Source organism: Pseudalkalibacillus sp. Hm43 (assembly GCF_054170705.1).
This window is the reverse complement of record NZ_CM135129.1, coordinates 1281023-1305804: the sequence shown is the minus strand read 5'-3', so window position 1 is coordinate 1305804 and position 24782 is coordinate 1281023. Positions and strand designations below refer to the sequence as shown.

The 24782-nt window shown below is 45.0% G+C and carries 26 protein-coding genes and 1 riboswitch; of the genes, 18 read left to right on the top strand and 8 right to left on the bottom strand.

Features of this window, described 5'->3' with window-relative positions:
* Positions 1 to 31 precede the first annotated feature (31 nt).
* Positions 32 to 658, bottom strand: a complete 627-nt coding sequence (locus ACXQIQ_RS06890; protein ID WP_439299502.1) for a metal-dependent hydrolase — start codon at positions 656 to 658, stop codon at positions 32 to 34.
* Positions 659 to 765: 107 nt separating this feature from the next.
* On the opposite strand from ACXQIQ_RS06890, the gene ACXQIQ_RS06885 reads away from it, so the two are divergent.
* From ACXQIQ_RS06885 to ACXQIQ_RS06870, 4 genes are all read left to right on the top strand, one after another.
* Positions 766 to 1023: a hypothetical protein gene (locus tag ACXQIQ_RS06885; protein ID WP_439299503.1), complete on the top strand. Its 258-nt coding sequence runs from the start codon at positions 766 to 768 to the stop codon at positions 1021 to 1023.
* 13 nt (positions 1024 to 1036) lie between these two features.
* Complete coding sequence (locus tag ACXQIQ_RS06880) at positions 1037 to 2092, top strand: CdaR family transcriptional regulator (RefSeq protein ID WP_439299504.1); 1056 nt, start codon at positions 1037 to 1039, stop codon at positions 2090 to 2092.
* Positions 2093 to 2208: 116 nt separating this feature from the next.
* A complete protein-coding gene (locus ACXQIQ_RS06875) occupies positions 2209 to 3339 on the top strand; it encodes a glycerate kinase (protein WP_439299505.1) in 1131 nt (376 codons plus the stop codon).
* A gap of 12 nt (positions 3340 to 3351) precedes the next feature.
* Positions 3352 to 4707 carry a GntP family permease gene (locus ACXQIQ_RS06870; protein WP_439299506.1) on the top strand — a complete coding sequence of 452 codons (1356 nt, stop codon included), beginning with the start codon at positions 3352 to 3354 and terminating at the stop codon, positions 4705 to 4707.
* 41 nt (positions 4708 to 4748) lie between these two features.
* Here the strand turns inward: ACXQIQ_RS06870 and ACXQIQ_RS06865 are convergent, their stop codons facing one another.
* Positions 4749 to 5438 carry an aspartate/glutamate racemase family protein gene (locus tag ACXQIQ_RS06865; protein WP_439299507.1) on the bottom strand — a complete coding sequence of 230 codons (690 nt, stop codon included), beginning with the start codon at positions 5436 to 5438 and terminating at the stop codon, positions 4749 to 4751.
* A gap of 149 nt (positions 5439 to 5587) precedes the next feature.
* Between ACXQIQ_RS06865 and ACXQIQ_RS06860 the strand changes: the two genes are divergently transcribed.
* The 8 genes from ACXQIQ_RS06860 to ACXQIQ_RS06825 all read left to right on the top strand — a co-directional run bounded on the left by ACXQIQ_RS06860 (position 5588) and on the right by ACXQIQ_RS06825 (position 14940).
* A complete protein-coding gene (locus ACXQIQ_RS06860; RefSeq protein ID WP_439299508.1) occupies positions 5588 to 6886 on the top strand; it encodes an MFS transporter in 1299 nt (432 codons plus the stop codon).
* A gap of 12 nt (positions 6887 to 6898) precedes the next feature.
* Positions 6899 to 7462 carry a pyridoxamine 5'-phosphate oxidase family protein gene (locus tag ACXQIQ_RS06855; protein WP_439299509.1) on the top strand — a complete coding sequence of 188 codons (564 nt, stop codon included), beginning with the start codon at positions 6899 to 6901 and terminating at the stop codon, positions 7460 to 7462.
* Positions 7463 to 7479: 17 nt separating this feature from the next.
* Positions 7480 to 8295 (top strand): aminoglycoside 6-adenylyltransferase, encoded by an 816-nt coding sequence (locus ACXQIQ_RS06850; protein WP_439299510.1) that lies wholly within the window; start codon positions 7480 to 7482, stop codon positions 8293 to 8295.
* Positions 8296 to 8663: 368 nt separating this feature from the next.
* A complete protein-coding gene (locus ACXQIQ_RS06845) occupies positions 8664 to 9917 on the top strand; it encodes an MDR family MFS transporter (protein WP_439299511.1) in 1254 nt (417 codons plus the stop codon).
* Between the two features lie 103 nt (positions 9918 to 10020).
* On the top strand, positions 10021 to 10653 hold the full coding sequence (locus ACXQIQ_RS06840) for a hypothetical protein (RefSeq protein ID WP_439299512.1): 633 nt from the start codon (positions 10021 to 10023) through the stop codon (positions 10651 to 10653).
* 257 nt (positions 10654 to 10910) lie between these two features.
* Complete coding sequence (locus tag ACXQIQ_RS06835; protein WP_439299513.1) at positions 10911 to 11699, top strand: C40 family peptidase; 789 nt, start codon at positions 10911 to 10913, stop codon at positions 11697 to 11699.
* 103 nt (positions 11700 to 11802) lie between these two features.
* Entirely contained in the window at positions 11803 to 13071 is a 1269-nt protein-coding gene (locus tag ACXQIQ_RS06830; protein ID WP_439299514.1) for a glycosyl hydrolase family 18 protein, read from the top strand.
* Positions 13072 to 13413: 342 nt separating this feature from the next.
* Complete coding sequence (locus ACXQIQ_RS06825) at positions 13414 to 14940, top strand: diguanylate cyclase (protein WP_439299515.1); 1527 nt, start codon at positions 13414 to 13416, stop codon at positions 14938 to 14940.
* A 31-nt stretch (positions 14941 to 14971) separates the two neighbouring features.
* Here the strand turns inward: ACXQIQ_RS06825 and ACXQIQ_RS06820 are convergent, their stop codons facing one another.
* Positions 14972 to 15679 carry a DUF4396 domain-containing protein gene (locus ACXQIQ_RS06820; protein WP_439299516.1) on the bottom strand — a complete coding sequence of 236 codons (708 nt, stop codon included), beginning with the start codon at positions 15677 to 15679 and terminating at the stop codon, positions 14972 to 14974.
* Positions 15680 to 15794: 115 nt separating this feature from the next.
* Positions 15795 to 16367 (bottom strand): LOG family protein, encoded by a 573-nt coding sequence (locus ACXQIQ_RS06815; protein WP_439299517.1) that lies wholly within the window; start codon positions 16365 to 16367, stop codon positions 15795 to 15797.
* Positions 16368 to 16565: 198 nt separating this feature from the next.
* On the opposite strand from ACXQIQ_RS06815, the gene ACXQIQ_RS06810 reads away from it, so the two are divergent.
* The gene (locus ACXQIQ_RS06810; protein WP_439299518.1) at positions 16566 to 17132 is read left to right on the top strand and encodes a beta-class carbonic anhydrase; all 567 of its coding nucleotides are present in this window, start codon (positions 16566 to 16568) and stop codon (positions 17130 to 17132) included.
* Positions 17133 to 17230: 98 nt separating this feature from the next.
* Here the strand turns inward: ACXQIQ_RS06810 and ACXQIQ_RS06805 are convergent, their stop codons facing one another.
* Complete coding sequence (locus tag ACXQIQ_RS06805) at positions 17231 to 18052, bottom strand: MBL fold metallo-hydrolase (RefSeq protein WP_439299519.1); 822 nt, start codon at positions 18050 to 18052, stop codon at positions 17231 to 17233.
* A gap of 244 nt (positions 18053 to 18296) precedes the next feature.
* A riboswitch (cyclic di-AMP (ydaO/yuaA leader) is annotated at positions 18297 to 18453 on the top strand.
* Positions 18454 to 18584: 131 nt separating this feature from the next.
* On the opposite strand from ACXQIQ_RS06805, the gene ACXQIQ_RS06800 reads away from it, so the two are divergent.
* The 3 genes from ACXQIQ_RS06800 to ACXQIQ_RS06790 all read left to right on the top strand — a co-directional run bounded on the left by ACXQIQ_RS06800 (position 18585) and on the right by ACXQIQ_RS06790 (position 21558).
* Entirely contained in the window at positions 18585 to 19250 is a 666-nt protein-coding gene (locus tag ACXQIQ_RS06800) for a potassium channel family protein (RefSeq protein WP_439299520.1), read from the top strand.
* 3 nt (positions 19251 to 19253) lie between these two features.
* On the top strand, positions 19254 to 20579 hold the full coding sequence (locus ACXQIQ_RS06795) for a TrkH family potassium uptake protein (protein ID WP_439299521.1): 1326 nt from the start codon (positions 19254 to 19256) through the stop codon (positions 20577 to 20579).
* 136 nt (positions 20580 to 20715) lie between these two features.
* Positions 20716 to 21558, top strand: coding sequence for an STAS domain-containing protein (locus tag ACXQIQ_RS06790; protein ID WP_439299522.1), 843 nt, complete (start codon positions 20716 to 20718; stop codon positions 21556 to 21558).
* 178 nt (positions 21559 to 21736) lie between these two features.
* On the opposite strand, the gene ACXQIQ_RS06785 is transcribed toward ACXQIQ_RS06790, so the two are convergent.
* From ACXQIQ_RS06785 to ACXQIQ_RS06775, 3 genes are all read right to left on the bottom strand, one after another.
* On the bottom strand, positions 21737 to 21925 hold the full coding sequence (locus ACXQIQ_RS06785; RefSeq protein WP_439299523.1) for a hypothetical protein: 189 nt from the start codon (positions 21923 to 21925) through the stop codon (positions 21737 to 21739).
* A 56-nt stretch (positions 21926 to 21981) separates the two neighbouring features.
* Positions 21982 to 23469, bottom strand: a complete 1488-nt coding sequence (locus tag ACXQIQ_RS06780; RefSeq protein WP_439299524.1) for a flavin monoamine oxidase family protein — start codon at positions 23467 to 23469, stop codon at positions 21982 to 21984.
* Between the two features lie 66 nt (positions 23470 to 23535).
* Positions 23536 to 24003 carry a flavodoxin gene (locus ACXQIQ_RS06775; protein ID WP_439299525.1) on the bottom strand — a complete coding sequence of 156 codons (468 nt, stop codon included), beginning with the start codon at positions 24001 to 24003 and terminating at the stop codon, positions 23536 to 23538.
* Between the two features lie 238 nt (positions 24004 to 24241).
* Between ACXQIQ_RS06775 and ACXQIQ_RS06770 the strand changes: the two genes are divergently transcribed.
* Together ACXQIQ_RS06770 and ACXQIQ_RS06765 are read left to right on the top strand one after the other, a co-directional pair.
* Entirely contained in the window at positions 24242 to 24340 is a 99-nt protein-coding gene (locus tag ACXQIQ_RS06770; protein ID WP_439299526.1) for a putative holin-like toxin, read from the top strand.
* A 154-nt stretch (positions 24341 to 24494) separates the two neighbouring features.
* Entirely contained in the window at positions 24495 to 24770 is a 276-nt protein-coding gene (locus ACXQIQ_RS06765; RefSeq protein WP_439299527.1) for a hypothetical protein, read from the top strand.
* Positions 24771 to 24782 lie beyond the last annotated feature (12 nt).

Sequence of the window (24782 nt, the reverse complement as noted above, 5' to 3'; positions counted from 1 at the left end):
CGTACCGAATGTGTACGCTTTTTTTTACACTTTAAAAATCTTGATTCGAAAACGGCAGGAGAAGCTTAATGCCGCGCTTGTTAACAGGTAGCACTTTCATATCGCCGACCAGATGACTCGCATAGCCGGCAAGGAGTGCCCAAAACAAGCCTTCTATACCAAAAGCAGCTTCCACTTGCCGGGCAATCACGCCAAAGAAGATGACCCCAAGAATGGAGTGCGTGTAACTGCGGTGGGGAACGATAGAAGCAACAACTATATATACGCCGAATAAAAACAACCAGTTTTCTTCCAGAAACAATCCGGCGGCGACAACACCAAGTCCCGAAACGAGCAGCATGTGTCTCCTTGTAAGGAAGGAAGCAATCACAATGATGCCAACACCCGCTCCGACACCGTTCCACTTTTCTTGTCCGACACCTGTCAAAAAGCTGTATACGATAATGAGCACACCGATGATTTGAGCGAGGGTTTGGATGAATTTATGCGAATTGGTAATTTTGTTGCTCAACGTCCCGTCCACATCCATATCCGGTATCAGTCCTGCTATCCCGCCACTTGCAATCAGAATCCCCGTGGTGACGGGATCGGTCTCGAAGACATTGGATGTGACCAGTCCTGCGACGCCCCCGACTAATAAATGTGATGTTCCTTTCATGTCGTTCACCTATCTCTCTATGTATGGTTTTCTATGCGTGAAGTTAGGGGCAGTAGTAGATATTGTATATAATAGAAGGAAAGAACGAAATGCTTGGGGGTGCATTTATGTATTTATACTTAACCATCATCGTCGTTGCCGTAGGTATTCTTTCACTGGTCGGCACATTGGTCATAGGCAGAAAGGTGGACAAGGAAGCTGAACAGTATAAGCGAGAATCGAATCGGACTGAAGCACAGCTGAAACGCTCCAACGAATATGAAACGAAATCCGTGAGATTGAACATCAAGGTGTTGACGCTCATCTATGCGTTCACTTTCCTTTTTACAATCATCGTCATGGGGCTTTATTTTTATTTAAGGTGAGTTGGTGGACAAGATGGAATTGACATATGAACTAGGGGATGAGGTCATCCAACGGTTGCGGCCGCATCTGGACGTGCCGATCAATTTAATGGATACGAGCGGTAAAATTGTAGCGAGTTCCGACCCGGAGCGCGTCGACCAGTTACACAGTGGTGCGATCCGTGCGATCGAAATTCAACAAGAGCTGCTCTTATACCCGGAGGATGTTGTGGATTACCCAGGAACGAAACCGGGCGTCAACCTGCCGATGTATTTTTTCGGCGAGCTCGTCGGTGTGGTCGGCATTACAGGTCATCCGGATCAAGTGATTCAAGCGGCGAACATTACGAAGGCCGCTGTTGAAATTGCGCTCGAACAGATCCATCTTCAGAAGCAAACGGCCTTCCAGGAGAACACGCTGTACAACTGGCTGTTACAGCTTCTGCATCCGTACGGTTTTGATGAGGAAAAACTCGAGCAGGAAGCGAAGCACATTCTGAAGATCAAACTAACGGAACCGCTCATAGTGGTCGTACTGCAAGCGAGGAATCCGGCTGTTTTTACAGAGGAAATCCGACAGAAGCTGGATGCTGTGTTCGTCTCCAGACATGAGGAAGATGAACTGGTCCTCGCGGTAAAAGAGACTGAACTACTTGAGCCAGTGCTGCTTCCTTTACTAGAGTCCAATCCGGATCTTCTTATAGGCGTCGGAAATTCTGGTAAAGGGGTCAAGGGTATTCGGGAATCGTATGACCAGGCTAAACAAGCGATGAAGTTCACTAGGGAAAAACGGTTCACCCGAATCGAAGAGTGGAAGCTCGAGCAACTGATCGATCAGATCCCGCACCATACATATGAGGATGTATTTGCGACCTATGCAGAATGTCTCAGAAACATGGAAGATAGTTATGAGGAGACCTTGCGCATTTATTTCCGGTCCAATCTTGAATTGAAGGAGACGGCTGAACGACTGCACATCCACCGGAACACGCTCATGTACCGACTCGATCAGATTCATGAAAAAGTAGGTCTTAACCCACGGATGTTCACGGATGCGATGCTACTTTATATCCTTTGTTTCAAACAGTAGTTGTGCACATGCACAAATCAATAGACAGAAAATTAGAATATTTCATGGATTCGACCAATTGTTTAGCAATTGGTTTTTCTATTTAATAGAGATAAATACAGATAAAGGAGTGCGCTATGAAAATCGTTATTTCTCCCGATTCATTCAAAGGCAGTATGACATCCGAGCAAGCGGGACGAGCCATGGCAAGAGCCTGTCGAGAGGTCTTCCCAGATGAAAAACCGATTCTGAAACCGATGGCCGATGGAGGAGAGGGGACTTTGGATACGCTTATTTTTTCAACAAAAGGTAAGCGCTTACACGAAAAGTGCACAGGACCTCTGGGCGATGAAATCAAAGCCGCTTACGGTGTGCTCGGTGATGGAAAGACAGCAGTCATTGAAACGGCTCAGGTTGCAGGTCTCACGCAAGTTCCAGTAGATCGCAGGGATCCGTACTTCACGACTTCTCGCGGTTTAGGTGAACTGATCCTTCGGGTCATCGATGATGGCTTTGACTCGATCCTGATCGGGCTCGGCGGGAGTGCGACGAATGACGGAGGTCTCGGCATGCTTCAGGCGTTGGGAGCCCGGTTCCTCGACCGGTCGGGAATAGAGGTCGATGGCTTCGGTAAAAACGTGCCGGAAGTCGCTCGCGTCGATCTTTCGGGCATGGACACTCGGTTGAATGAGGTAACGATCCGAGTGGCGAGCGATGTGGAGAACCCGTTATGTGGGGAAAAAGGCGCAAGTCACATTTACGGTCCACAGAAAGGTGCAACGCACGAACAGATCCTGCTCCTCGATACTGCGCTTGATCATTACAGTGCCCTCATCGAAAAAGAAACCGGACGTTCGTGGAAAGAGAAACCAGGTGCCGGTGCAGCGGGTGGACTCGGATTCGCCTTGATGACCATCGGGGCAGAACTCGTCTCTGGCGCAGAGCTCATCGCAAAGGCGATTGATTTGGAAAGCTCGATAGTAAGCGCGGATCTTGTTCTGACTGGTGAAGGGCAGAGCGATGAACAAACGCTCTTTGGAAAAGCGCCAGGTTATGTCGCGGAGATCGCAGCGAAACACCAGGTCAAGACGGTGCTTTTATCCGGCAGCCTACGAGGAGAGTTGGACGCTTTACACGAAAAGTTTGCAGGATGTTTTTCAATAGCGAACGGTGCGATGCCGCTGAAAGCGTGCATGGAGTCAGGTGAAGAATTGCTTTACGAGCAAACGAAGAATGTACTTCATTTCATTCAATCATTTCAAAAATAGGGGGATGCAATCATGGAAGGTATTGGACTCATAATTGTCATTACACTAGGAGTATTATTCGTTATTTTTGCAACAGCCAAGCTGAAAGTCCATCCGTTTCTTTCGTTGTTGATTGCCGCATTTGCGATGGGAATCCTGGCTGGACTTCCACTTGCAGATGTCGTTACGGCAGTCAATTCAGGATTCGGAGGATTGATGGGCGGGATCGGACTCGTCATCGTGTTCGGGACGATCATCGGTGTCATTTTGGAACGATCAGGGGCTGCACTCAGAATGGCTGAAGTCGTGCTCCGGATCGTCGGAGAGAAACGGCCTCAGCTCGCGATGAGCTTGATCGGTGCGATTGTCAGTGTACCGGTATTCTGTGATTCCGGTTACGTCATCTTATCTTCATTGAAAAAGTCACTCGCACGTCGCGCGAAGGTTGCGGTCGCTTCTATGGCGATTGCGCTTTCCACAGGATTATTCGCAACCCATACACTCGTACCGCCGACGCCAGGACCGATTGCGGCAGCAGGTAACATCGGCGCACAGAACTATCTTGGTGTCATCATTCTCGTCGGGATCGTGGTCGCGATTCCTGCCATCATCGCCGGGTACATTTGGGCGATCAAAGTCGGAACGAAAATCAAAGTCAAAGATGAAGACAAGTTGGAGTACGATGTCGATGAAATTGCGGCGAGTTTCGGTGAAATGCCGTCCACATTCAAATCGTTCGCACCGATCGTCGTTCCCATCCTGTTGATTGGGTTAGGTTCTGTTGTCACGTTCGCCGGCTGGGAAGGGAAGTTCTTCGAAATTCTCTTATTCTTAGGCTCGCCCGTCGTCGCCTTGTTAATCGGAATAATGTTTGCGTTTACACTGCTTCCGAAGCTGGATGAAGAAACATTGACCCAGTGGATCGGCCACGGCATCAAGGAATCTGCACCGATTCTGTTGATTACAGGTGCGGGTGGCGCATTCGGCTCGGTCATCAAAGCGACACCCGTTGCCGAATTCATCCAGGGATTCGGTGACAGCAGTCTGATCGGCGGAGCATTCTTCCTGCTCATCCCATTCTTTATTGCGGCAGCGTTGAAAACAGCCCAAGGTTCGTCTACCGCAGCCATCGTCATCACGTCGACGTTGATTGCGCCACTTTTGACACAGGTCGGGATCGAAGGCGCGTTACCGTTAGCCCTCGTCGTCATGGCTGTCGGAGCCGGTGCGATGGTCGTCTCCCACGTGAACGACAGCTACTTCTGGGTCGTGAAGGAGTTCAGCGGCATGACCGTTACGGATGCTTACAAAGGTCAAACAGCAGCTACCCTCATCCAGGGAATCGTCGCACTCATTGTGACCTTGCTGCTCTGGTTGATATTCGTCTAAATAAGAAAGGTTTCAGCGTAATGCTGAAACCTTTTTTTCTGCTATTCGAGTGAAAGATTGACCGCCTCAATGGCATGAATGTGGGCGGTGTCGTAAATCGGAACGTCCACGTCTTCCGCTTTGATGAGAAGCCCGATTTCAGTGCAGCCGAGGATGATGCCTTCTGCACCATTGTCGACAAGCTGTTGGATGATCCGCTTGAACGCTTCCTTCGATGTAGGCTCGATTTTTCCAAGGCAGAGCTCTTCGTAAATCGTCTGATTGACGATGGCCCGATCGGCGGCATCAGGAACGAGCACACTGAGCCCGTTCGCTTCAAGTCTTGATCTGTAAAAATCCTGCTCCATCGTATATTTCGTACCGAGCAATCCGACTTTCTGGATGCCATCCTCATGAATCCGAGCCGTTGTCGCATCCGCGATATGTAACACAGGAATGGTGATGGCGCGTTCGATGTCATCGATGACCTTATGCATCGTATTCGTGCAGATGACGATGAAATCCGCACCGCCTTTCTCGAGAGACTGCGCGACATGCGCAAGGTTTTCGCCAGCCTTATCCCATTCGCCTTCCGCCTGATAGCGCTGATTTTCCGCAAAGTCGACACTGTACATCAAGCACTTCGCAGAGTGAAGACTACCAAGCCTCCTCTTCACTTCCTGATTGATGATTCGATAATATTCTGCTGAAGACTCCCAACTCATCCCGCCGATCATGCCGATCGTTTTCATTCATGAACACCCCTCGTCCGTCCTGATTTTTCACAAAGTTATCGCTCATTATAGTCTACTTCCACTCGTTCGGGAAGCCTTTTAACAGAATTTAATTTATTTTTACAAAAAACAAAATTTCCTATTGTGTATTTTTCCCAGTTGAGATAATGTATATAGAAATCTTTAAATCCAGGGTTCAGAAAGGTGTTGGTTCATTTGGGACAGAATCATTATCAGGTTGGAAGAGGGATTGGAAGAATCCATCAATACTGTTAGCTGGCATTGGCATTTCAAATCTAGGGGATTGGATTTACCTTATCGCATTAAACCTCATGATTTTGAACATGACGGGCTCAGCAGCGGCAGTCGCGGGCTTGTACATGTTGAAACCTCTCGCCTCCATGTGCACGAGTTTTTGGTCCGGGAGCATAATCGACCGCTTCAACAAACGCCGGATCATGATTACACTCGATATCGTGCGCGCTCTGCTTGTCGCGATCATTCCATTCATCGGTTCGTTACCAATCATTTATGTATGTGTGTTCCTCATCAATATGGGAAGTTCGTTCTTCTTTCCGACTTCCACCACCTACATTACCAAGCTGGTACCCAAGGAACGGAGGAAACGCTTCAACTCGTTACAAAACTTGATTTCTTCCGGTTCATTCGTCATCGGGCCAGCCATCGCTGGTGCACTCGTTTTTGTGGGCTCGGTAGCTTTTGCCATCTACATGAATGCCCTGTCGTTCCTGCTATCCGCTTTGGTGCTGTTCTTTTTACCGAGTATGGAAGGGGAACGGGCAAGCACAGAGGAAAACCTCTCCTTCAAAATGTTGAAGGAAGACTGGGCGGTCGTTCTTGCTTTTAGTAAAAACGCAGCCTATGTCATGGGCGTGTATGCCTTATTCGAAGCAGCGATGCTGTTCACGGCTGCGCTCGATTCAACGGAAGTCGTGTTTACACGAAGAGTTCTCGGACTTTCGGAGGGAAGCTACGGCGTCCTCGTCAGTATTGCGGGAGTCGGGTTCATCCTCGGATCCGTTTTCGTGACAGTCCTGACGAATTACTTGAAGCTGAAGCACATGATCGGGATCGGGACGACCATGACCGCAGTCGGATACCTCATGTACGCCATGTCGAGTACATTTATAGGAGGAGCAATTGGTGTATTTGTTCTTTCCTTTGCCCTTGCTTGTGCACACACGGGTTTCATCACCTTTTACCAAAACAACCTACCAGTCGATATCATGGGGCGGGTCGTAAGTGTTGTTAATGTTTTCGAATCCGTTCTCACAATGGCATTTATCCTATTGATCGGAATGACAGTAGAACTCATCAATGTCAAAATCGCTGTCATTTCAGGATCCGTACTCATGCTGCTCGTATCCTTAGCATTATTGTTCATGACATGGCTACCGACAGGTCACGCATATTATGAGGAAAAACAAACCGCAGAAGCGATGTAAGGAGGAAAAAAGATGGGGCAACAATTTACTGAAATGATGCCAAAGCATATCGAGTTCATCCAAAACCAACAGCTCTTTTTTGTCGGAACGGCACCGTTGAATGAAGATGGACATGTGAATCTGTCTCCGAAAGGCTACGACACACTCCGAGTTTTGAGTCCGACACAAGTCGCTTACCTCGACTTGACCGGAAGCGGAAACGAAACAAGCGGTCATCTGGAAGAGAACGGCCGGATCACGTTCATGTTCTGTGCATTTGAAGGGGCACCTTTAATTCTGAGGCTTTATGGAAAAGGAAAAGTCGCCGTAAAAGGCTCAGCTGAATGGAATCAATACATCCAACACTTTGACGAACTTCCTGCCGCCCGTCAGATCATCATAGCCGACATACACAAAGTCCAGACTTCTTGCGGATATGGCGTCCCGTTTTTCTCATATGAAGGGGATCGAGAAAAATTGAAAGAATGGGGCATTAAAAAAGGCGACAAACTTCAAGACTATCAAGCTCAGAAAAACAGCTACACACTGGATGGGATAGAGACGCCAATAGGAAGAAAGCTGAAGAACATAGAGTAGGAGATGAAGCAACATGTGTGGGATTGGAATTTAACTTAACAGTAAAACGACATCAATTGATAGAGAGGATTGAAGCGGATCTCTTAGCAGACACCAACGTGACAGGCGTCTTCTATGGTGGATCGATTGGAGCTGGGAATGCAGATCCTTACTCTGATATCGACCTCCGCATCGTCGTTTCAGAAAGTGCTTTTTCACCATATATAGAGGACAAAATGGAACGAGCGAAAGCATGGGGAGATGTTCTGTTTTATGAACAAGCGTACCCCGAACTTTCCTACACAGTGGTCCATTATCGCTCGTTTGTAAAAGTAGATTGCTTTTACTATAGGATGGAAGATTTGAAGCCTTCCATATGGCTGAAAAAGATTCGTATTGTGAAAGATGCAACAGGAACTCTGGAAAAAATCCAGCTACTGTCCCAAGGGCTATCCTATCAACCTACGATTCAGGAGTTTGATGCATGGAAAGGGAAACTGTTCGCATATTTTCATGAAGTGTACCGCCGAATTATGAGAGAAGAATTGTCTTACGCCCAAACCATGATCCTCGGTCTGAAATGGCTCATTGCAGCTGGTTGGTATATGGAAAAGGGAATCCAACCGAATGCCTTCGGGGATTGGTCGAAGATGGAGGGCTCTAGAAGTCCGTTGAATCAAGCACAACAAGAGATGCTGCAAGCTTGGAACTTGCCTCAAGAGCAACAGCAGTTTTTACCAGTCTTGAATGAAATGATTCCAGCTGCGAATCAAACATATAAGAATCTATGTAACAAATTGAATGTAGAAGAACAACAGAGTCAATTTGATGAAGTCGTCAATCTTTTTCGTTAAAGGGAGCGATACCTTGATAAGGAACCTCATCAGAAGGCTTTTCACTCCGTACATGACTGTCTATCATACAAGAGATGCGGGAGCTTTTTTAAATGCAAAACTGCAACTGGAAGCAGGCGGCATTTTAGACTACCAAGTACAATCAAATATATCGGATATCCAATTTGCGGGTCCGGTGGTTCACACCATTCGGGTTCGTAAAGAGGATTACAATATAGCCAAAACCATACTAAGTCAAAAGCACAACGGATAGAGCTCCGGGAGAGAGACGTACATCCAAAGTTGTAGGAAAGTTGATACCACGACATGATTCGGATTTGTCGGGAACAGCTTACAATTGACGTATCAATAGAGAGAGAAGGGATACTATGAGATTCAGAGATTTTCACAAAAATATCAAAATCCGGATCATAGAGTCATTTATCAGTCGGTTCATCGGAAGTATGATCTTCCCATTCATGTCGATTTACCTCGCCGTCCATTTCGGTGCTAAGATTGCAGGACTCTTACTATTAATTAATGTAGGAGTTGGAATCGGAATCAATTTCATCGGTGGTTATTTCGCGGATCAATTTGGTCGGAAAAGAATCATGTTATTCGCGGAGACGCTCCGTTTTCTCGCTTTCGTCACGATGATGATCTGCAATTCACCTTGGTTCGAATCACCAGGCATCACATTCGCGATGATGACCGTGAACAGCATCTGTTGGGGGCTTGCGGGACCTGCCAACCAGGCAATGCTCATTGATGTCAGTACACCACCGCAACGGAAGCTCATGTATTCTATTACATACTGGGCGAACAATTTGTCCATCGCCATCGGTGGGATCATCGGGGCTTTCTTGTTCAAAGATTACTTGTTCCAGCTCTTCCTGGCATTGAGTGTGGCAGCAGCCATCGCAGCACTCCTTGTCGCTTTTTTCATCGAAGAAAGCTACGCGCCGGTCGATTCAGACCTTACACCAGGCGGTCACGTCTTACAGCTCTTTTCCAATTATAAAAAAGTGCTGCATGACAAGTTGTTCGTCATGTTCACGGTCGCAGGTGTATTGATTCTGTCGATGGAATTCCAATTGACGAACTACATCGGGATCCGTCTAAGTGCCGAGATGGAGACGCAACAATTCTTGTTCTGGGAAATTGACGGGGTCCAGACGATGGGCTTCTTGCGAAGTGAGAACACGATCCTGGTGGCGATTTTGATGTTGTTCATCACGAGATGGACACAGACGTTTAAAGATAAATCAACGCTCGTGTGGAGCTGTTTCTTTTTCACAATCGGATACGGGGTCTTATCCTATTCCAACAACCTGGTTATCTTGTTCGTGATGATGGCCGTCTTAACAGTAGCTGAGGTCATCCGGGTTCCGGTGGAAAATGCCTACATGGCCTCAATCCCTCCAGATGATGCGAGAAGCTCATACATGGCGTTCAACGGTCTGAAATTCAATCTTTCCATGTTGATTTCTTCTGTAACAGTTACTCTTGGAGCATTCCTTCCTTCGGTTGTCATGACGGTTCTCATTACAAGCATCGGACTTGTTGGAACAATGATTTATTTCATGATTACACCAGGATTAGATGAACGGAAATCAGAAGTAGAATTAAAGCAAGCGGGTTAGGGGGGATTTTATCAAAACGTGGATTGCAGCAATCATCACAGTCGCTGTTATTGCTGGGGGATATTTCTTCTACGACTATTACACGCATGATCCGTATTATGGAATGTCGATCATACCTGAAGAACATGACGACATCCCACTATATGAAGGTTTGCGTGTCGATGAACAGCGCTATACGGTAAAAGGTGATCAATGGCAAGAGGTTTATGATTTTTACATGAAGGAGCTTCCTGCCAATGGATGGAAACTTCAACATAAAGGTTCATCATTGGACGATGACGACCCGGAAAATGACTGGGGGGGCTTCTATTCTACCTGGGTAAAAGAGGGGTATAATTGGGAGCTTGATGTTCGTTCCATGTACGATCAAAGCGATAAGAAAACAGAGGTTGTTTTTGATAAGCACGACATTCACACGGCCACCGTTTGGATTGATGAAGCTCCTGAAACGATGTGTGTGTATGAAAAAGCGAGCGATGACACATGTCGTACGATTGAAGATCGTGAAACGATACAGAAAGTCGTCGACCTCATTAATTCGAGTTTAGATTGGAATCAAACAACTGAACCTCACAGCAAGAATAGTAAACTCCAAATTGGAAATCTGGGAATTGAAGTACTTTATAAAGAAGATGAGATGGTCTATTTCAAATCGGAGAAGGGGACCAAAGCTATGAAACCTGAACTTGAATTTTTCGAATATACCGGTCTCGCATATGAAAGAGCTGACAATTGAAGTCGGCTCTTTTTTATGTTCTCCAACCAACGTTAATATTTGTAATAATTCTGTAAAGTTAGAAAACTCCATGTTATGTTACGATAATAATGGGTTATGGGGGAGGTTGTTGAAAGTAGAAGGTTTTAGAAAAAGAGGCGATAGATAAAGATATGCTGATATATATAGAAGATAAAAGTTGTTTTTCTACTTTATAGACGCTCTTCCCAATTGGTTTACCAACCAGAAAATACAAAATTCCAATTGGAGGAGAAAAAATGAAGAAAAAGTTATTACCGATTGCTCTTGCAGCAGGGATCATTTTCTCAGGAGCTGGACAAGCGTTTGGCGCAACTGGGAGTGACATCATTGACACAGGGGATGATTATTTAGGTACACCATATCATTATGGAGCACCCGTCGGAAATACAAGTTCATTCGATTGTTCGTCTTTTACTGTAACCGTTTTCAAGGAACATGGTATCAACTTGCCTCGTTCAAGTAGGGAACAAGCAAAGGTCGGTCATGCTGTATCCAAATCGAACTTACAAAAAGGCGACCTGCTTTTCTATGATACGAACTATAATGGCACCGTCAACCATGTTGCGATCTATGCAGGAAATGGGAAGATGCTAGGGGCACAGTCTTCGACAGGTGTTGCTTTTACAGATGCGTTCTCACGGTACTACTGGGGGGATCGATTTGTACAAGCAAGACGTGTGTTGAATTCTGATACGAAAGTCGCGAGTGAAACGACTTCTAACAGCTCCATATACACGGTTCGCAGCGGAGATACATTATGGGGAATCAGTAGAAAGCATCACACAACTGTTTCCAAACTGAAGCAACTGAATCATCTTTCATCAAACACCATCTATATTGGACAAAAGCTGAAAGTCGCAGGTACTACATCAAGTTCCAACGCGACAACGTATACGGTAAAATCAGGGGATTCACTCTGGAGCATCAGCCGAAAGCACGGCGTAACGGTCGGTGCATTAAAGAGTGCGAACCATCTATCCTCGAACACGATCTATCCAGGTAAAACTTTCAAAATTCCAAACTAGTTATGAATTGACCCCTTCCAAATGGAAGGGTTTTTTATCATGTCGAGCCCTTTCCTGAAATAAGTATCTCAGTAAAGACTTTTTTACGTAATGGGGGATGGGGATGGCGATTCATACTGTGGCACCCGGCGATTACTTGTGGAAGATTTCCATCGCGTACGGTGTACCGATTTCGACGCTGAAGCTTGTGAACGGTCTCGTCTCAGATGCCTTGATTCCAGGATTGCATCTGTATATTCCGGACCAACAACCGCCCGAACGTTACTATCAGATCCGGTCAGGTGATACTTACTGGAAACTGTCCCAGCTTTACAAGACGTCCGTTCAAGCCATTATGACCGCCAACCCAGATCTCAATCCCAATGCGCTTACCATCGGCCAGCGGGTCCGGATTCCGACTTGGCAAAAGTATCCGATGCAATCGCTCGTGTTCTTTGATGCTTTGGAGACTTCCAAGTATTTGGAGCTCCTGGAAGATCTAGCTCCAAGCATCTCGTATCTTGCCATTTTCACGTATTCGTTTTTGCGAGACGGGAAACTGGTGCCGGTTGAGGATGCGGCGATTTTACAGAAGTGCAAGGAATTGAACATCAAGCCTCTGCTTGTCATCAGCAACTATGAAAAAAACCAATTCAGTCCAGAACTCGCAGAGGAAGTGCTTCAAAAGTCTGACGTGCGGGACACGTTGATCCAAAACCTTGTGAACACAGTGAATGATAATGGCTACGCAGGCGTAAGCATAGACTTTGAATTCGTGCCTCCAGGACGGCGGGATGATTTCACCCTGTTCTTAGAAGAGTTGAAAGAAGCACTCGGAAATCGGATATTGCAAGTGAATGCGCATGCGAAAAGCAGTGATCTGCCGACGAACAGGTTGGTCGGTTTTCTCGATTATAAAGCAATTGGCCAGATAGTCGATATCGTTTCGGTGATGACGATCGATTATGGCTATGCAATCGGTCCACCTGATCCGATTTCACCGACCTGGTGGGTGGAACAGGTATTGATGTATGCCACCGGTCAAATCAACCGGCGTAAAGTGATGATGGCGATGAGTTTATACGGCTATGATTGGACGGTTCCTCAAGTTCAAGGGAAAGCGGCTGAAATGCTCTCCGTCCAAAATGCACAAAACCGTGCGATTGATGGTTGGATCCCAGTTCAATATGACTGGACAGCTGAGGCGCCTTTTTACCGATATCGGAAAATGAATGCTGATCATGAAGTCTGGTTCGAAGACATTCAAAGCGTCACTGCGAAATACAAACAGCTGGAAGTGTACAATTTGCTCGGGGCCACCTACTGGAGACTCCGATTTAAATTCCCGCAGAACTGGGCATATGTGAAAAAGAACTTACTCGTGTTGAAGTGATAGGTTGAGGAAGCTTATCGGAAGGTGGTCCGATAAGCTTTTTTCGTACCGTGAAGAGTGGTAGTGAAGTGGATTCGCAGATAGAAAGAGCGTTATTCGTACCGTGAAAAGAGGGGTGGGTGTTATCTCACGGTACGAAACAGCCATATTCGCACTGTCAAAAGTGGGCTGAGTGTGATTCTATGGTACGAATGACGGCAACAAAAAAGTAGTTTTCCAAAATAATGAAAGAAAGGTATAATTATTAACGTTCTGCTCTATAGGAACGTGCTATTTAAACCGATATACATAAAAACTGGGATTTTCTTACTATGATTTTGCAAGCTAATGGAGCTGAGGCTGATGTTTCTTGATCTATTGAATAATATTGCGATAACGACTGCATTTCTGTTCGTGGCGGGGAAGGCATTCCAGAACCGCCCGTTAAATGAGGATAATACCTATAAAACCAAGCTGATGCTTGGTGTAGGTGGGGGGATTCTCGGAACGTTACTCATGTTGAATTCCATTCATCCGAATGAAACGGTCATCGTCGATCTTCGTCATTTGGCGATGGTTTTGGCAGGAGTGTTCGGGGGACCACTATCAGCGATTCTGTCTGCGGTAGTCATTGGTGTCATGCGGATTGGGTTATATGGGATAAGCACTGCCTCGCTTGTAGCGTGTGCAGTGACGATTTTGTCAGGTGTGATCATGGGACTTCTCTCCTTGATCCGACTACCGAAAACCCTTTATCGTTACCTTTTATTGAATGCTTTTGGGATGCTCGCTTTTGCAGCTACATTGTTCTATCTACTGAAGGATACGGGGTTAACGACTCTCGTTCTTTCCTATTTCATCCCCTTTGCAATCGGGGGCAACATTTTTACATACTTTTTAGCGGAAACCTTGAAAAAAGCGAACCAGAATCACCGGGATATCAAGTATTACAAATTGCTTGCTGAGAATTCATCTGACCTGATCTCAACGCATTTCCTGGATGGTAGATTCAAATATGTATCACCTTCTAGTAAAGCTATTTTAGGCTATGAACCGGACGAGTTGATAGGAAAAAATCCGTACGACTTTTATCATTGGGAGGACCTTGAAAGAATTACGGACTCTCATAATACAGTAAAAGAATCCAGCGAGGAATCGGTTGTGGAATACAGGTTCAGGAAGAAAGACGGAAGCTATGTTTGGTTAGAAACCACCTCTAAACGGATGACAGACCTTGGGATTGAAAAGAATGAACTGATCTGTTCCTCCCGAGATGTCGATCTCCGTAAAGATTTAGAGAGTGACCTGATCGAGAAAAACAACCGATTGAAGCGGTTATCCAATATGGACGGTCTTACGGAAATCTTCAACCGACGTTATTTTGACTCGATGCTGGAGGAAGAATGGGCGAAGGCGATCCATCACAAAACGCCACTAACATTGATCATGTTCGATATCGATTACTTCAAGTTTTACAATGATACGTACGGTCATCAACAGGGAGACGAATGTATCAAGGAGATTGCTAACGTTGGGAAAACGGTGTTGAACAGACCACATGACTTGATAGCACGCTATGGCGGAGAAGAGTTTGCCGTCATTTTACCGGATACAAAAGAGAACGGTGCTCTAAAAGTAGCGGAAGCGATCCGAAAGAGTGTACAAGTATTGGCGATTCCGCACGTCAATTCAAAAGTAAAACCGATTGTCACTGTCAGTGTAGGGGTGGCAGTCGTAGAGCCTACTGAGGATATGAATCATCTTCAGCTAGTCGTGGATGCGGATGAAGCTCTTTATACCGCTAAGAAAAATGGACGGAATCAAGTTCATCTCTATAATGACACGGATCAGTCAGAGAGAGTGCAAGGAGAAGAAACAAGCGTCAGGTGATTGCACCTGGCGCTTTTTTGTACGATGGACTTTACATTGCGTGTTTAATACCTTTCTTTACAAGGAGCCAATTTGCTGGAAAGCTGGTTGCCGTGCCAAGAATCATCGCAATCTGCATCATGAACCAGAAGGTCATCGTGTCCGGTTTAGGTGGTTCGGTGAACAGGAAGAAATGGACGATTGCCATCCAACCGAACATGCCGACTTCAAACGCAACTAAAGAAAGCGTGTCTGCTTTAATTGCCTGAATGAAGCCTCGACCCCAGCCCATATGGTCTCCCATCATCTTGCTCATCGGTACAATCGAGAATACTTGGAAAAAGATGCCGAATAGGTAGGCGAGCGTAAACTCGACGACGTAGTGGGTCAACAGGGTTGAACCAGCGATGGTGAGTCCGGTCATAGCGACAAGCGGAACACCCACAGCATCACCGAATGCACAACCGCTCGAACAGTGGCTGGTTGAGACGAATACACTCTGCCAGAAGGGTTTTTCGGAATGCATGTCCTCGTGATTTGTGTGATGGTTTTCGTGATCATGCTGTATTTGAGCATCGGACCGTCCCATTTGCCAATAAGCCAGAACCCCGATTGGTCCCAAATATAAGCCATTGATTGGCCAGACGATATTCATGATGAACATCGGTTGAGGGTGTCTGATGACGTCGATGAGGATGAACAGTGCAGATCCAACTCCCATCATAACCGCAATGTAAGCGATGGTTGTTAGTGTAATCATGCTACCTCCTCCATAGAAAAACTGTCTATTTTGGATACCCTATGGGGGCATTCATTAAACGGATGATCCCATTTATATGTAAAAAAGAAACTCACCTAATCGGCAAGTTTCTCAGTCAATTCCACTTATTCATTTCTGTGATTTCTTGTGAGTTGAGTCGGTTTAATAGTTTTTCAGCGTCGTCTTCAAAAATGGTCTGATCCAAATGCTGCTTCTGAACGAATCCTTCTTCGGACATATGCTGGATCATTTCCTTGAGTGGATCATAGTAGTGGTCGATGTTAAATATGCCGAGCGGCTTTAAATGATAGCCGATCTGATTCCAGGTCATCACTTCGAACATCTCTTCCATCGTTCCGATGCCTCCTGGTAGGGCGATGAAAGCATCTGCCAGCTCATACATCATTGCTTTTCGCTCATGCATGCTGTCAACGACTTTCAGCTCAGTCAGTTCCAGATGATCGACATTCTCAAAAATCCTCCTCGGAATGATGCCTGTCGCTTCACCATTGTTTTCCATGACCTCATGTGCCAGAACACCCATCAGACCGGAATTCCCACCGCCGTAGATTAGCTTGATGTTGTTTTTCGCCAATAGTTTGCCTAGCTTTTTGACCTCTTCCTTGTAGAGATTGCTTGTCCCGAAACTTGAACCACAAAACACACAAATGGAAGAAAAACGATACATTCCGCATTCCACCTTTCATCTATTTATATTATATATGAAGAATATTAAGTTCGTATGAAAGTTTTGGAAGTGGTCTTGCGCACCCCAATCTCGTTGAAAATCCATGATCGCCACCCCGCAAGAGCTTCAAATGACACTCGCACGTAAAATTGGTATAGTTGAAGTAGAGTGAATTTAGTAGAAGAGAGGGAGAAGAATATGCAATTATTGAATGAAATCTTGGAGTTTAATGAGTCCTTTGTAAAAGAGAAGGGCTATGAACCCTACGAAACATCAAATCTGCCCAACAAAAAGATGGTCATCCTTTCTTGTATGGATACACGTCTAGTTGAGCTTCTTCCAAAAGCGATGAACTTGCAAAACGGTGACTTCAAATCCGTCAAAAATGCCGGTGCGATCGTAACGGATCAGTTCGACAGTGTCATGCGCAGCATTCTAGTAGCCGTTTATGAACTAAATGCGGACGAGGTGTTCGTCATTGGTCATCACCAATGCGGCATGTCGAGTGTCGATCCTGAGAAAATGATCAAGAAGTTCCAGGAGCGAGGCGTTTCTGCGGATACGCTAAGAACCCTCGAAAATGCAGGGCTTGATCTTGAAGGTTGGCTCGAAGGATTCGACAGTGTTGAAGAGAGTGTTCAGGATAGCGTGGAAATCGTGAAAAACCATCCGCTACTTCCAGAGGGAACTCCAGTGCATGGTCTCGTCATCGCGCCTGATACAGGTAAATTGGACCTCGTAGTAAACGGATATGAAGAAAAGTAATTGGAAAATGGGAAGACTGGCGCAATCGCCAGTCTTTTCTTTATTGATTCTGTCCCTGAAAAAGCGGAAAACCAAAAATGAAGGACAGAAAGAGCGTTTTACCTCAAACTCGGCTCATCCATCACCATCGATCGGACGAAGTGCTTGGAATCCCATTCTCTCTTTGATATGTACTTGAGCGGTGAGGATTCAGGATACAACTGAGCATCAATCTCTTCCACAGATAGCCCTCTCCCATACAAATGCTGAATTTCTTCATGTGTCCTCACCAGATAATCCAGCTTCTTCTCTAAAATTTTACGCCCATCCGCAATGTACCCTGCATGTGCGCAGAACATCTCCCCGATATCATACGTCAACACGGTTCGGATCGAATCCATGACGGTTGGAATGGATTCTTGCCACATTGAAATTTTCGGCTTCGGTGTGACAAACAAATCACCGGAGAACAGCATACCGGTTTTAGCATTAAAGAATACAAGGTGATCTCGAGAATGGCCGGGCGTATGAATCGCTTCCCATTCCAACTTATCTGACTGAACGCTCGTTCGAATCGGCTTAGCCTCAAACCCTTCCCTCGGACCCCAGAACTCATTCCGGTAATCAGGATATTCCCCGTCTCTCGCACAGATTTCCATCGCCATGGGATGGATGTAAATCTCCGGATTCATCTGCTCCTGAACCCATCGAGCATTCCCGGTATGGTCTTCATGAAAATGTGTCAACGCGACTGTATTGATCTTTTTCGTTTCTAGAAATGGGTGGATTTCACTTGCGCAGCTCTTCGGGCCTGTGTCCACCAGCATTCCATCCACATAGTAGAGGAAGTAATTCAAATACATGTCTCCTGCATAACACTTCACATGCAGGCTTTCGACGTTACCAATCTGTTGTGTGGTCATCATCATGCCTTCTTCCATAAAAAATCTATCCTAACCCTTTCCATAAGATTTTTAAAAATCCTGTAAAGCATCCAAAAAAACAACAGAATGTATTGAAAAACAGTGCAACATCGATTAATATCTTCTAAGGATTAGAAAAGAGAATCTAATTCATATTAAATGACGACAAATGAATGAATTCGGATAAATTTGGTGGGAAAATCCACTTTACATCGGGAGTTTGAGAGGCGTATTATTATGTTCATCTCAATCAAATAGTTTTTGATCCATAACGCTGAATTTGAAAAAAGCGGGGGAACCAATTCTTGATGTGATGGGAAGTCATCACTTGGGGTGAATCCTCTTGTTAGAAAGAGGTAGGGCGACTCTTTACGCCCGAATCCGACAGCTAACCTCGTAAGCGTATAAGGAGAGGATGATAACAGTGATCGAACCACTTTATTGACCACGGGTGTCTTACCTCTGTGGTTTTTTGTATGCGTAAAAAATCATCATAGTTATTGTTAAATACAGGCAAAATAGGAATAACCGGTAGGAAGGGAAATGGATTATGGCCACTCGACTGAAACAAATCGGACTAATCGGACTCGGGAATTTCGGAGGAAGTTTGTGTAAGGAGTTCGCTGAGTTGAATACAGAGATACTAGCAATCGATCGCAACGAAGACAGAGTGGACGCGTATTCTTCATTTGCGACGCATGCCGTTGTAGCAGATTCGACGGATGAAGGCGTGTTGAAATCGCTTGGTGTCCGGAACTTCGATCTGGTCATCGTTTCCTTAGGAGATGACATCCAATCGAGCATATTGACGACACTCGTCCTGAAAGAGATTGGTGTCAAGACGGTCTGGGCAAAAGCGCAATCGAAATATCACCGCATGGTACTCGAGAAGATCGGTGCAGACCGGATCATCCACCCAGAACGGGATATTGCGAAGCGACTTGCGCACCATGTCGTTTCTGAAAAGATCATCGATTACATCGAGCTATCACCTGATCATAGTATCGTTGAACTGATCGCAACCCATAAAGTCCATAAAAAGACGCTCGGACATTTGGATATTCGGGCGAAGTACGGGTGCAATGTTGTTGGGATCAAAAAAGGCGTTGAAATCATGGTTTCCCCGTCTGCGGAAGTGGAACTCCATGAAGGGGATACGCTCATCATCATCGGAACGAATGATGATTTAAAACGATTTGAGGATCGGGGATTGTAGCCTATGAAATGGTTACCGAGAAAACTGAATATCACACCGCCACAATTTTTGGTGCTCATGTTCCTAGCTTTTATCTTACTAGGAACATTGTTATTGAAGCTTCCGTTTGCAACCGAAGAGACAGTCAGCTGGACGGATGCACTGTTCCTTTCGACGTCCGCCATGACCGTGACAGGTCTCGTCACAATCGATCCAGGAACGGTTTTTACTCTGTTCGGTGAGATTGTCATCCTGGCACTGATCCAAATCGGCGGTCTTGGAATCATGTCCTTTGCCGTATTGATCTTCATCATGATCGGGAAAAAAATCGGCATGAAACATCGATTGCTCGTGCAACAGGCACTCAACCAGACGTCCATAGGCGGCGTCATCTTGCTCGTGAAAAGACTATTCATCTTTTCCATTGCCATCGAGTCTGTTGCGGTACTTTTCTTGACCCTTCATTGGGGTCCAGTGATGGGATGGGGGAAAGGCTTTTATGCTGCTGTGTTCCACTCCATTTCCGCTTTTAATAATGCAGGATTTTCAATTTGGTCAGACAGCTTGATGGGATTTGTCGGCGATCCGGTGGTCAACATCGTCATCACGGCCGTGTTCATAACAGGTGGAATCGGATTCACGGTTCTCACAGATTTTTGGCACAGTAAGAACTTCCGGAATCTGAGCCTTCATTCGAAGTTGATGATCATCGGTTCTTTCATCATCAACATCGTTGCTTTTCTAATCATTTTCATATTCGAATCCAATAATCCAGCTACAATCGGTCAGCTATCATCAGGAGAGAAGATCCTAGCATCCTACTTCCAGGCGGTAACGCCACGAACGGCCGGATTCAATACGTTGGATATCGGCAGTATGGAGGATCCGTCCATCTTTTTCATGCTGTTGCTCATGTTTGTTGGTGGAGGTAGTGCATCAACAGCTGGGGGAATCAAGCTGACGACATTCCTGATTATCACGTTCGCCGTTTTCACTTTCTTGAAAGGCAAGTATGAAATCGTTATCTTGCGGAGAACGATCGATTTTTATCTACTCGTAAAAGCATTAGCGATCTCAACGATCGGATTGACGTTCGTGTTCACTGCAATCTTATTGTTGAGCATGACTGAGAATGCACCGATTTTGCACATCATATTTGAAGTCTTTTCGGCGTTTGGTACCGTGGGACTATCGATGGGTTTGACCGGGGATCTTACGATGTTCGGCAAATTTATGATCATCTTCATCATGTTCCTTGGAAAACTTGGGCCGTTGACGCTTGCTTTTACATTGTCCAGACACAGTCTTGAAAATATTCGCTATCCGAAAGAAGATATCTTGGCAGGGTAATGACATCACTATGAGCTGTCTTGAGATTCTGGATTCCACACGACCATAAAAAATTTGCGGAATTATCAGACTTTGCTAAAATAAAGTAAACCATTTACATGACTAGCCTAAATCTAGATATTGGGATGTGATTGATATGAGTTTAGTTTTGCAAGAAGGACAACAAATCAAGGAATTCTTTAATCAACATCAAAAAGAAATCGAAGAAAACTTGCTCTCAGAAGCTGAAAATGTAAGAGGTAAAATCGAAGAAATCCAGATGATCGGTAACATCAATTTGATTGAAAACGCCCATAAACTTATCGGTTATGTGGTGGAACAGCAAACCGAAGATCTTGAGAAATTTGCTGAACAAGAAGGAATCGTGTGGGCGAAATATTCCATGACATTGATGTTTAAACTCGATTGGATTCACGCAATACGTAGAACGTTATGGAGTTTTCTATATAGATATGATGTTGCGCAAGATAAATCAGATCGTATAGAAGAATTTTATGCACTTGAAAAAACAATCAATGAACAGATCGACAAATTCCTGAATGTATTTTTTATCAGTTATTCTACTTATAAAGATAAGCTTCTTGAAGCTGAACGGGAGCTGGTGGAAAACCTATCTGTCCAAATCATACCAATCAGTTCAAACACAGCAATATTCCCGTTAATTGGAACAATGGATGGATATCGTTCCGAGACGATAGAAGATAAGGTTTTGGCTGAAGTAGGTAGAGGCAGAATCCAAACCCTGATTATTGACTTGTCAGGTGTGGTCGACATGGAGGGTTCCGTCACCCATCACTTGCTTAAAGTCATTGATGGTATTTCTTTAATGGGATGTGAAGCGATCATTACAGGAACTCGTGCCGATATTGCGAGTAAGATGGTGAGAGAGGGGCTTTCGTTTAAGGGTAAAGCAATAGTGAAAGGTAATCTCCAACAAGCGATTACAGAAGTCTTACTAGGTGATTTACAATCTTGCTGACAAGTAGAGTTGGAGGCTGATTGAATGGAAGAATCTATGGATCATTGGCTAGAGATAACAGTGATTGGACTTTGAAAATTGGGAAGACTGTCATCAGTCTTCCCGATTATGTATCAGGAATGGTTGAGCACGATCAACACCATCGAGCACAGGTGGCTCATTTTCTTCAATCACACAGTCATTCACTTTGAGAAAGCTTGATGTTCCGTAAAATTCCGAAAATCGTCAATCCTATAAAGAAGAGTGACAATACAACAAGCGTGATGCTGTAGCCGAGTTCCCCTGTCGTATACATACGGTGTGCGTATAGCCCCAAATTGATGGAACCGATCACCATAGCAAGTAATACTAGTCTAGAAATCTTCATTTTCCATCCCCCCTATGAATTCCACTATACCAAAAAATAGAAAAGACGGAAAAGGGTCAATCACGTGCGTTCACTTCAAAAGCAGTTCGAACGCCGGATTCGATTGCCCCTTCAATCCACCCGTGAAAAGAGGAGGTATGTTCACCGGCAAAGTGAAGTCGACCTTCAGGCTGTTTGATCACCTGACCAAACTCTGAATATTGATAAGGCTTGAACAAAGTGAAGCAGCCACCAGAGAATGGGTTTTGAGCCCAACTGAAAGACGCGCCTTTCCGGAAGGTCTGAAACACAACTGGACCGTGGACTCTGGCAAGCATTTGAAGCGCTTCCTGAATCCTGCGGTCTTCTGGTAGTGCATCCCACAACGCCGCATTATCTTCCCAACTGTAACTGCCCAACATCACTCCTGGACCTGGTTTACCGATGTTATGACTCGGATAATAAGCGAATTGGAGTGGGAAGTCCGTTGTCATACTGCCACCGAACAACTGGTCTTTTTCCCAGAACTTATAACCGAACTCAAGTCCTATTTTCGTTGCAGGAACATAGTGCATCGTTTGAATGGCGGTTCTTTTTTCGAACGAGATGGATGAAAAAGGTTCAATGTTGATGAACTGGAAGACGGAGAAGGGAATTGTCGTGATGGCATAATCTGCTTGTATTCCGCTTCTTTTTCCGGTTCTTGGATCAACAGTAGAAACAACAACAGATTTGTCATATTGTTTGATATCAGTAACATTTTCGTAGAGATAGAGATTGCTGGAGAGTTCTTTCATGAATGACCAGGGGAGTCGATCATTCCCGCCAATGATCTCATAGTATTTCAAATCACTGCTGAATAAGTTCGACACGATGTCGGTGATGATATCGACGAATGATAACTCCGGAAAACCTTCAATACCCAACAAGATTTGTATGAGATGGACCGTAGAGGCATCCAGAGACTTTCCAAAGGGGTTGTTTTTCAAGAACGAACCGAAAGAATACGAATCGTATTTCTTTTTCAGTCGGATCCGTTCTTCAGGGGATGCATTCGTATACAAATCAAAAAAAGGCTGCACGGCTTCCAAAAAAATATTCAATGCAGTCTGCTTTTTGTATTTATCTCCTACAGGGTATTTCAAAACGTCAGGATCCTTATCATATAGGTAGCGTCTCGTAAGGATTCCGTTCACGTAAATGATGTCATAGGGAGTCGAGTTGATGAACGGATTCAAAGGGAGCTTGAAACGTTTGATCAATTCTAAAACAAGTACATGGGTTTCCGGAATTCGCATGGCACCAGCCTCAAAATAATTCCCTTCTGAGAACGGTTGACGCATGGTAAAAATCCTTCCGCCGACTCGACTATTTCCTTCCAAAATGGAAACTGTATGACCGGCTCGCTTCAATAACGAACCTGCAACGAGTCCGGCCATGCCAGCACCCAGGATCATTACATGCTTTGGTTTGGTGTTTTTCTGTAACCCGTTTTGAATGATGGATAGCATTTCATCCGGATAGGACAATATGCCATTCAGTGTCTCATCTAGTCCTTTCCACATGTTTCCATACCCCCTGAATAAGAAATATATTGTAGGAGGGATAGAAATATGAAGGGAGAGTTCGTTTTAAGATTGTACACTCTCTTTACATAATAGTTCCGCAAATGTCTTGCCGAACTGCTTACATCTTTCTACTTCTTCGTCTTCTGGTGTGAGTTCCACTTTCAACCCGCCTAGGATGATTTCCGCCCCGAGTTCATGAAGTTTGTCACTAAGAATATCGACTGCAGCGCCATACTTCGGATACATCGAGTCACAAGAGCCGAATGTCGCTGCCCGAATACCCGTGAAATTCAATACATCCAATTCATCATAAAAATCCTCTAATTCATCTGGCAAGTCGCCATCACCCCACGTGTAGGATCCGAAGAGGATTCCGTGGAAATCCTTTAATTCTTCTACAGCAATCTCGTCAATTTCGATTTGCTTTTTCACAATCTCCACGTTCTGGTCACTCATCCCTTGTTCGATGAGGTCCGCCATATCCTCGGTATTTCCTGACATACTTGCGAATAGTATCAAAACCCGTTTCATCATCATCGCTCCTTATGTATTTATTTTATTTGAAATTGAGAATCATTATCACTTATATTCCTATCATAGTTGAGAATACTTCTCACTGTCAACATCCTTCTCCGTCATAAAAAAGAAACATTGAAAAATGCTTTTTGCGTGTTTGAGACAAGCTTGATTCAGACATCCTAGTACATAAGAGACAAAGTTGTGACACTGCGGGTCCTTGAGAAGGTCAATACTGAAAGGGGAAATGGGTATGTCACCTGAAAAAGCGATTGGATTGATGCTCCAGTTCGGGATGTACACGATCGGTATCATCACCGTCACGATTTTGATCATGAACGCAGTGAATTGAAGAGGTATTTTGTTGAAAGTGGTTCTTCCTTGGAGGAACCGCTTCTTTTTTGTTTTTCCATAGCGGTATTTGACTTTCATTCGTTAAAGGATATTAGAAGAAAAGAAGCGAATAGATTAAATATAAAAGTAACGCGAATAAGGAGGGGATTGTAATGGGTTCTTTTCTGAATATCGGGTCCTTCTTACTTATGCTGGTGTGTGTCGTGTGGTTTTTGACTCAAGTATTCTTTGAAGCGTATTTGCCACAGTCTCTCGGCTATCCCTTGATTTTCGGATGTGTTGTGTTTACTTTTATCATAGGAGTCGTCGGCACAATCGGAGTGGACAATTGGAAGTCTGCAGCTCGGACGATTTCAACGGTTCTGATGACTGGAGCACTGTCCATCATGCTCACCTTCATTGTTTTCATCGGAGCACTTTTCGGATAAAAAGGAGTTCTT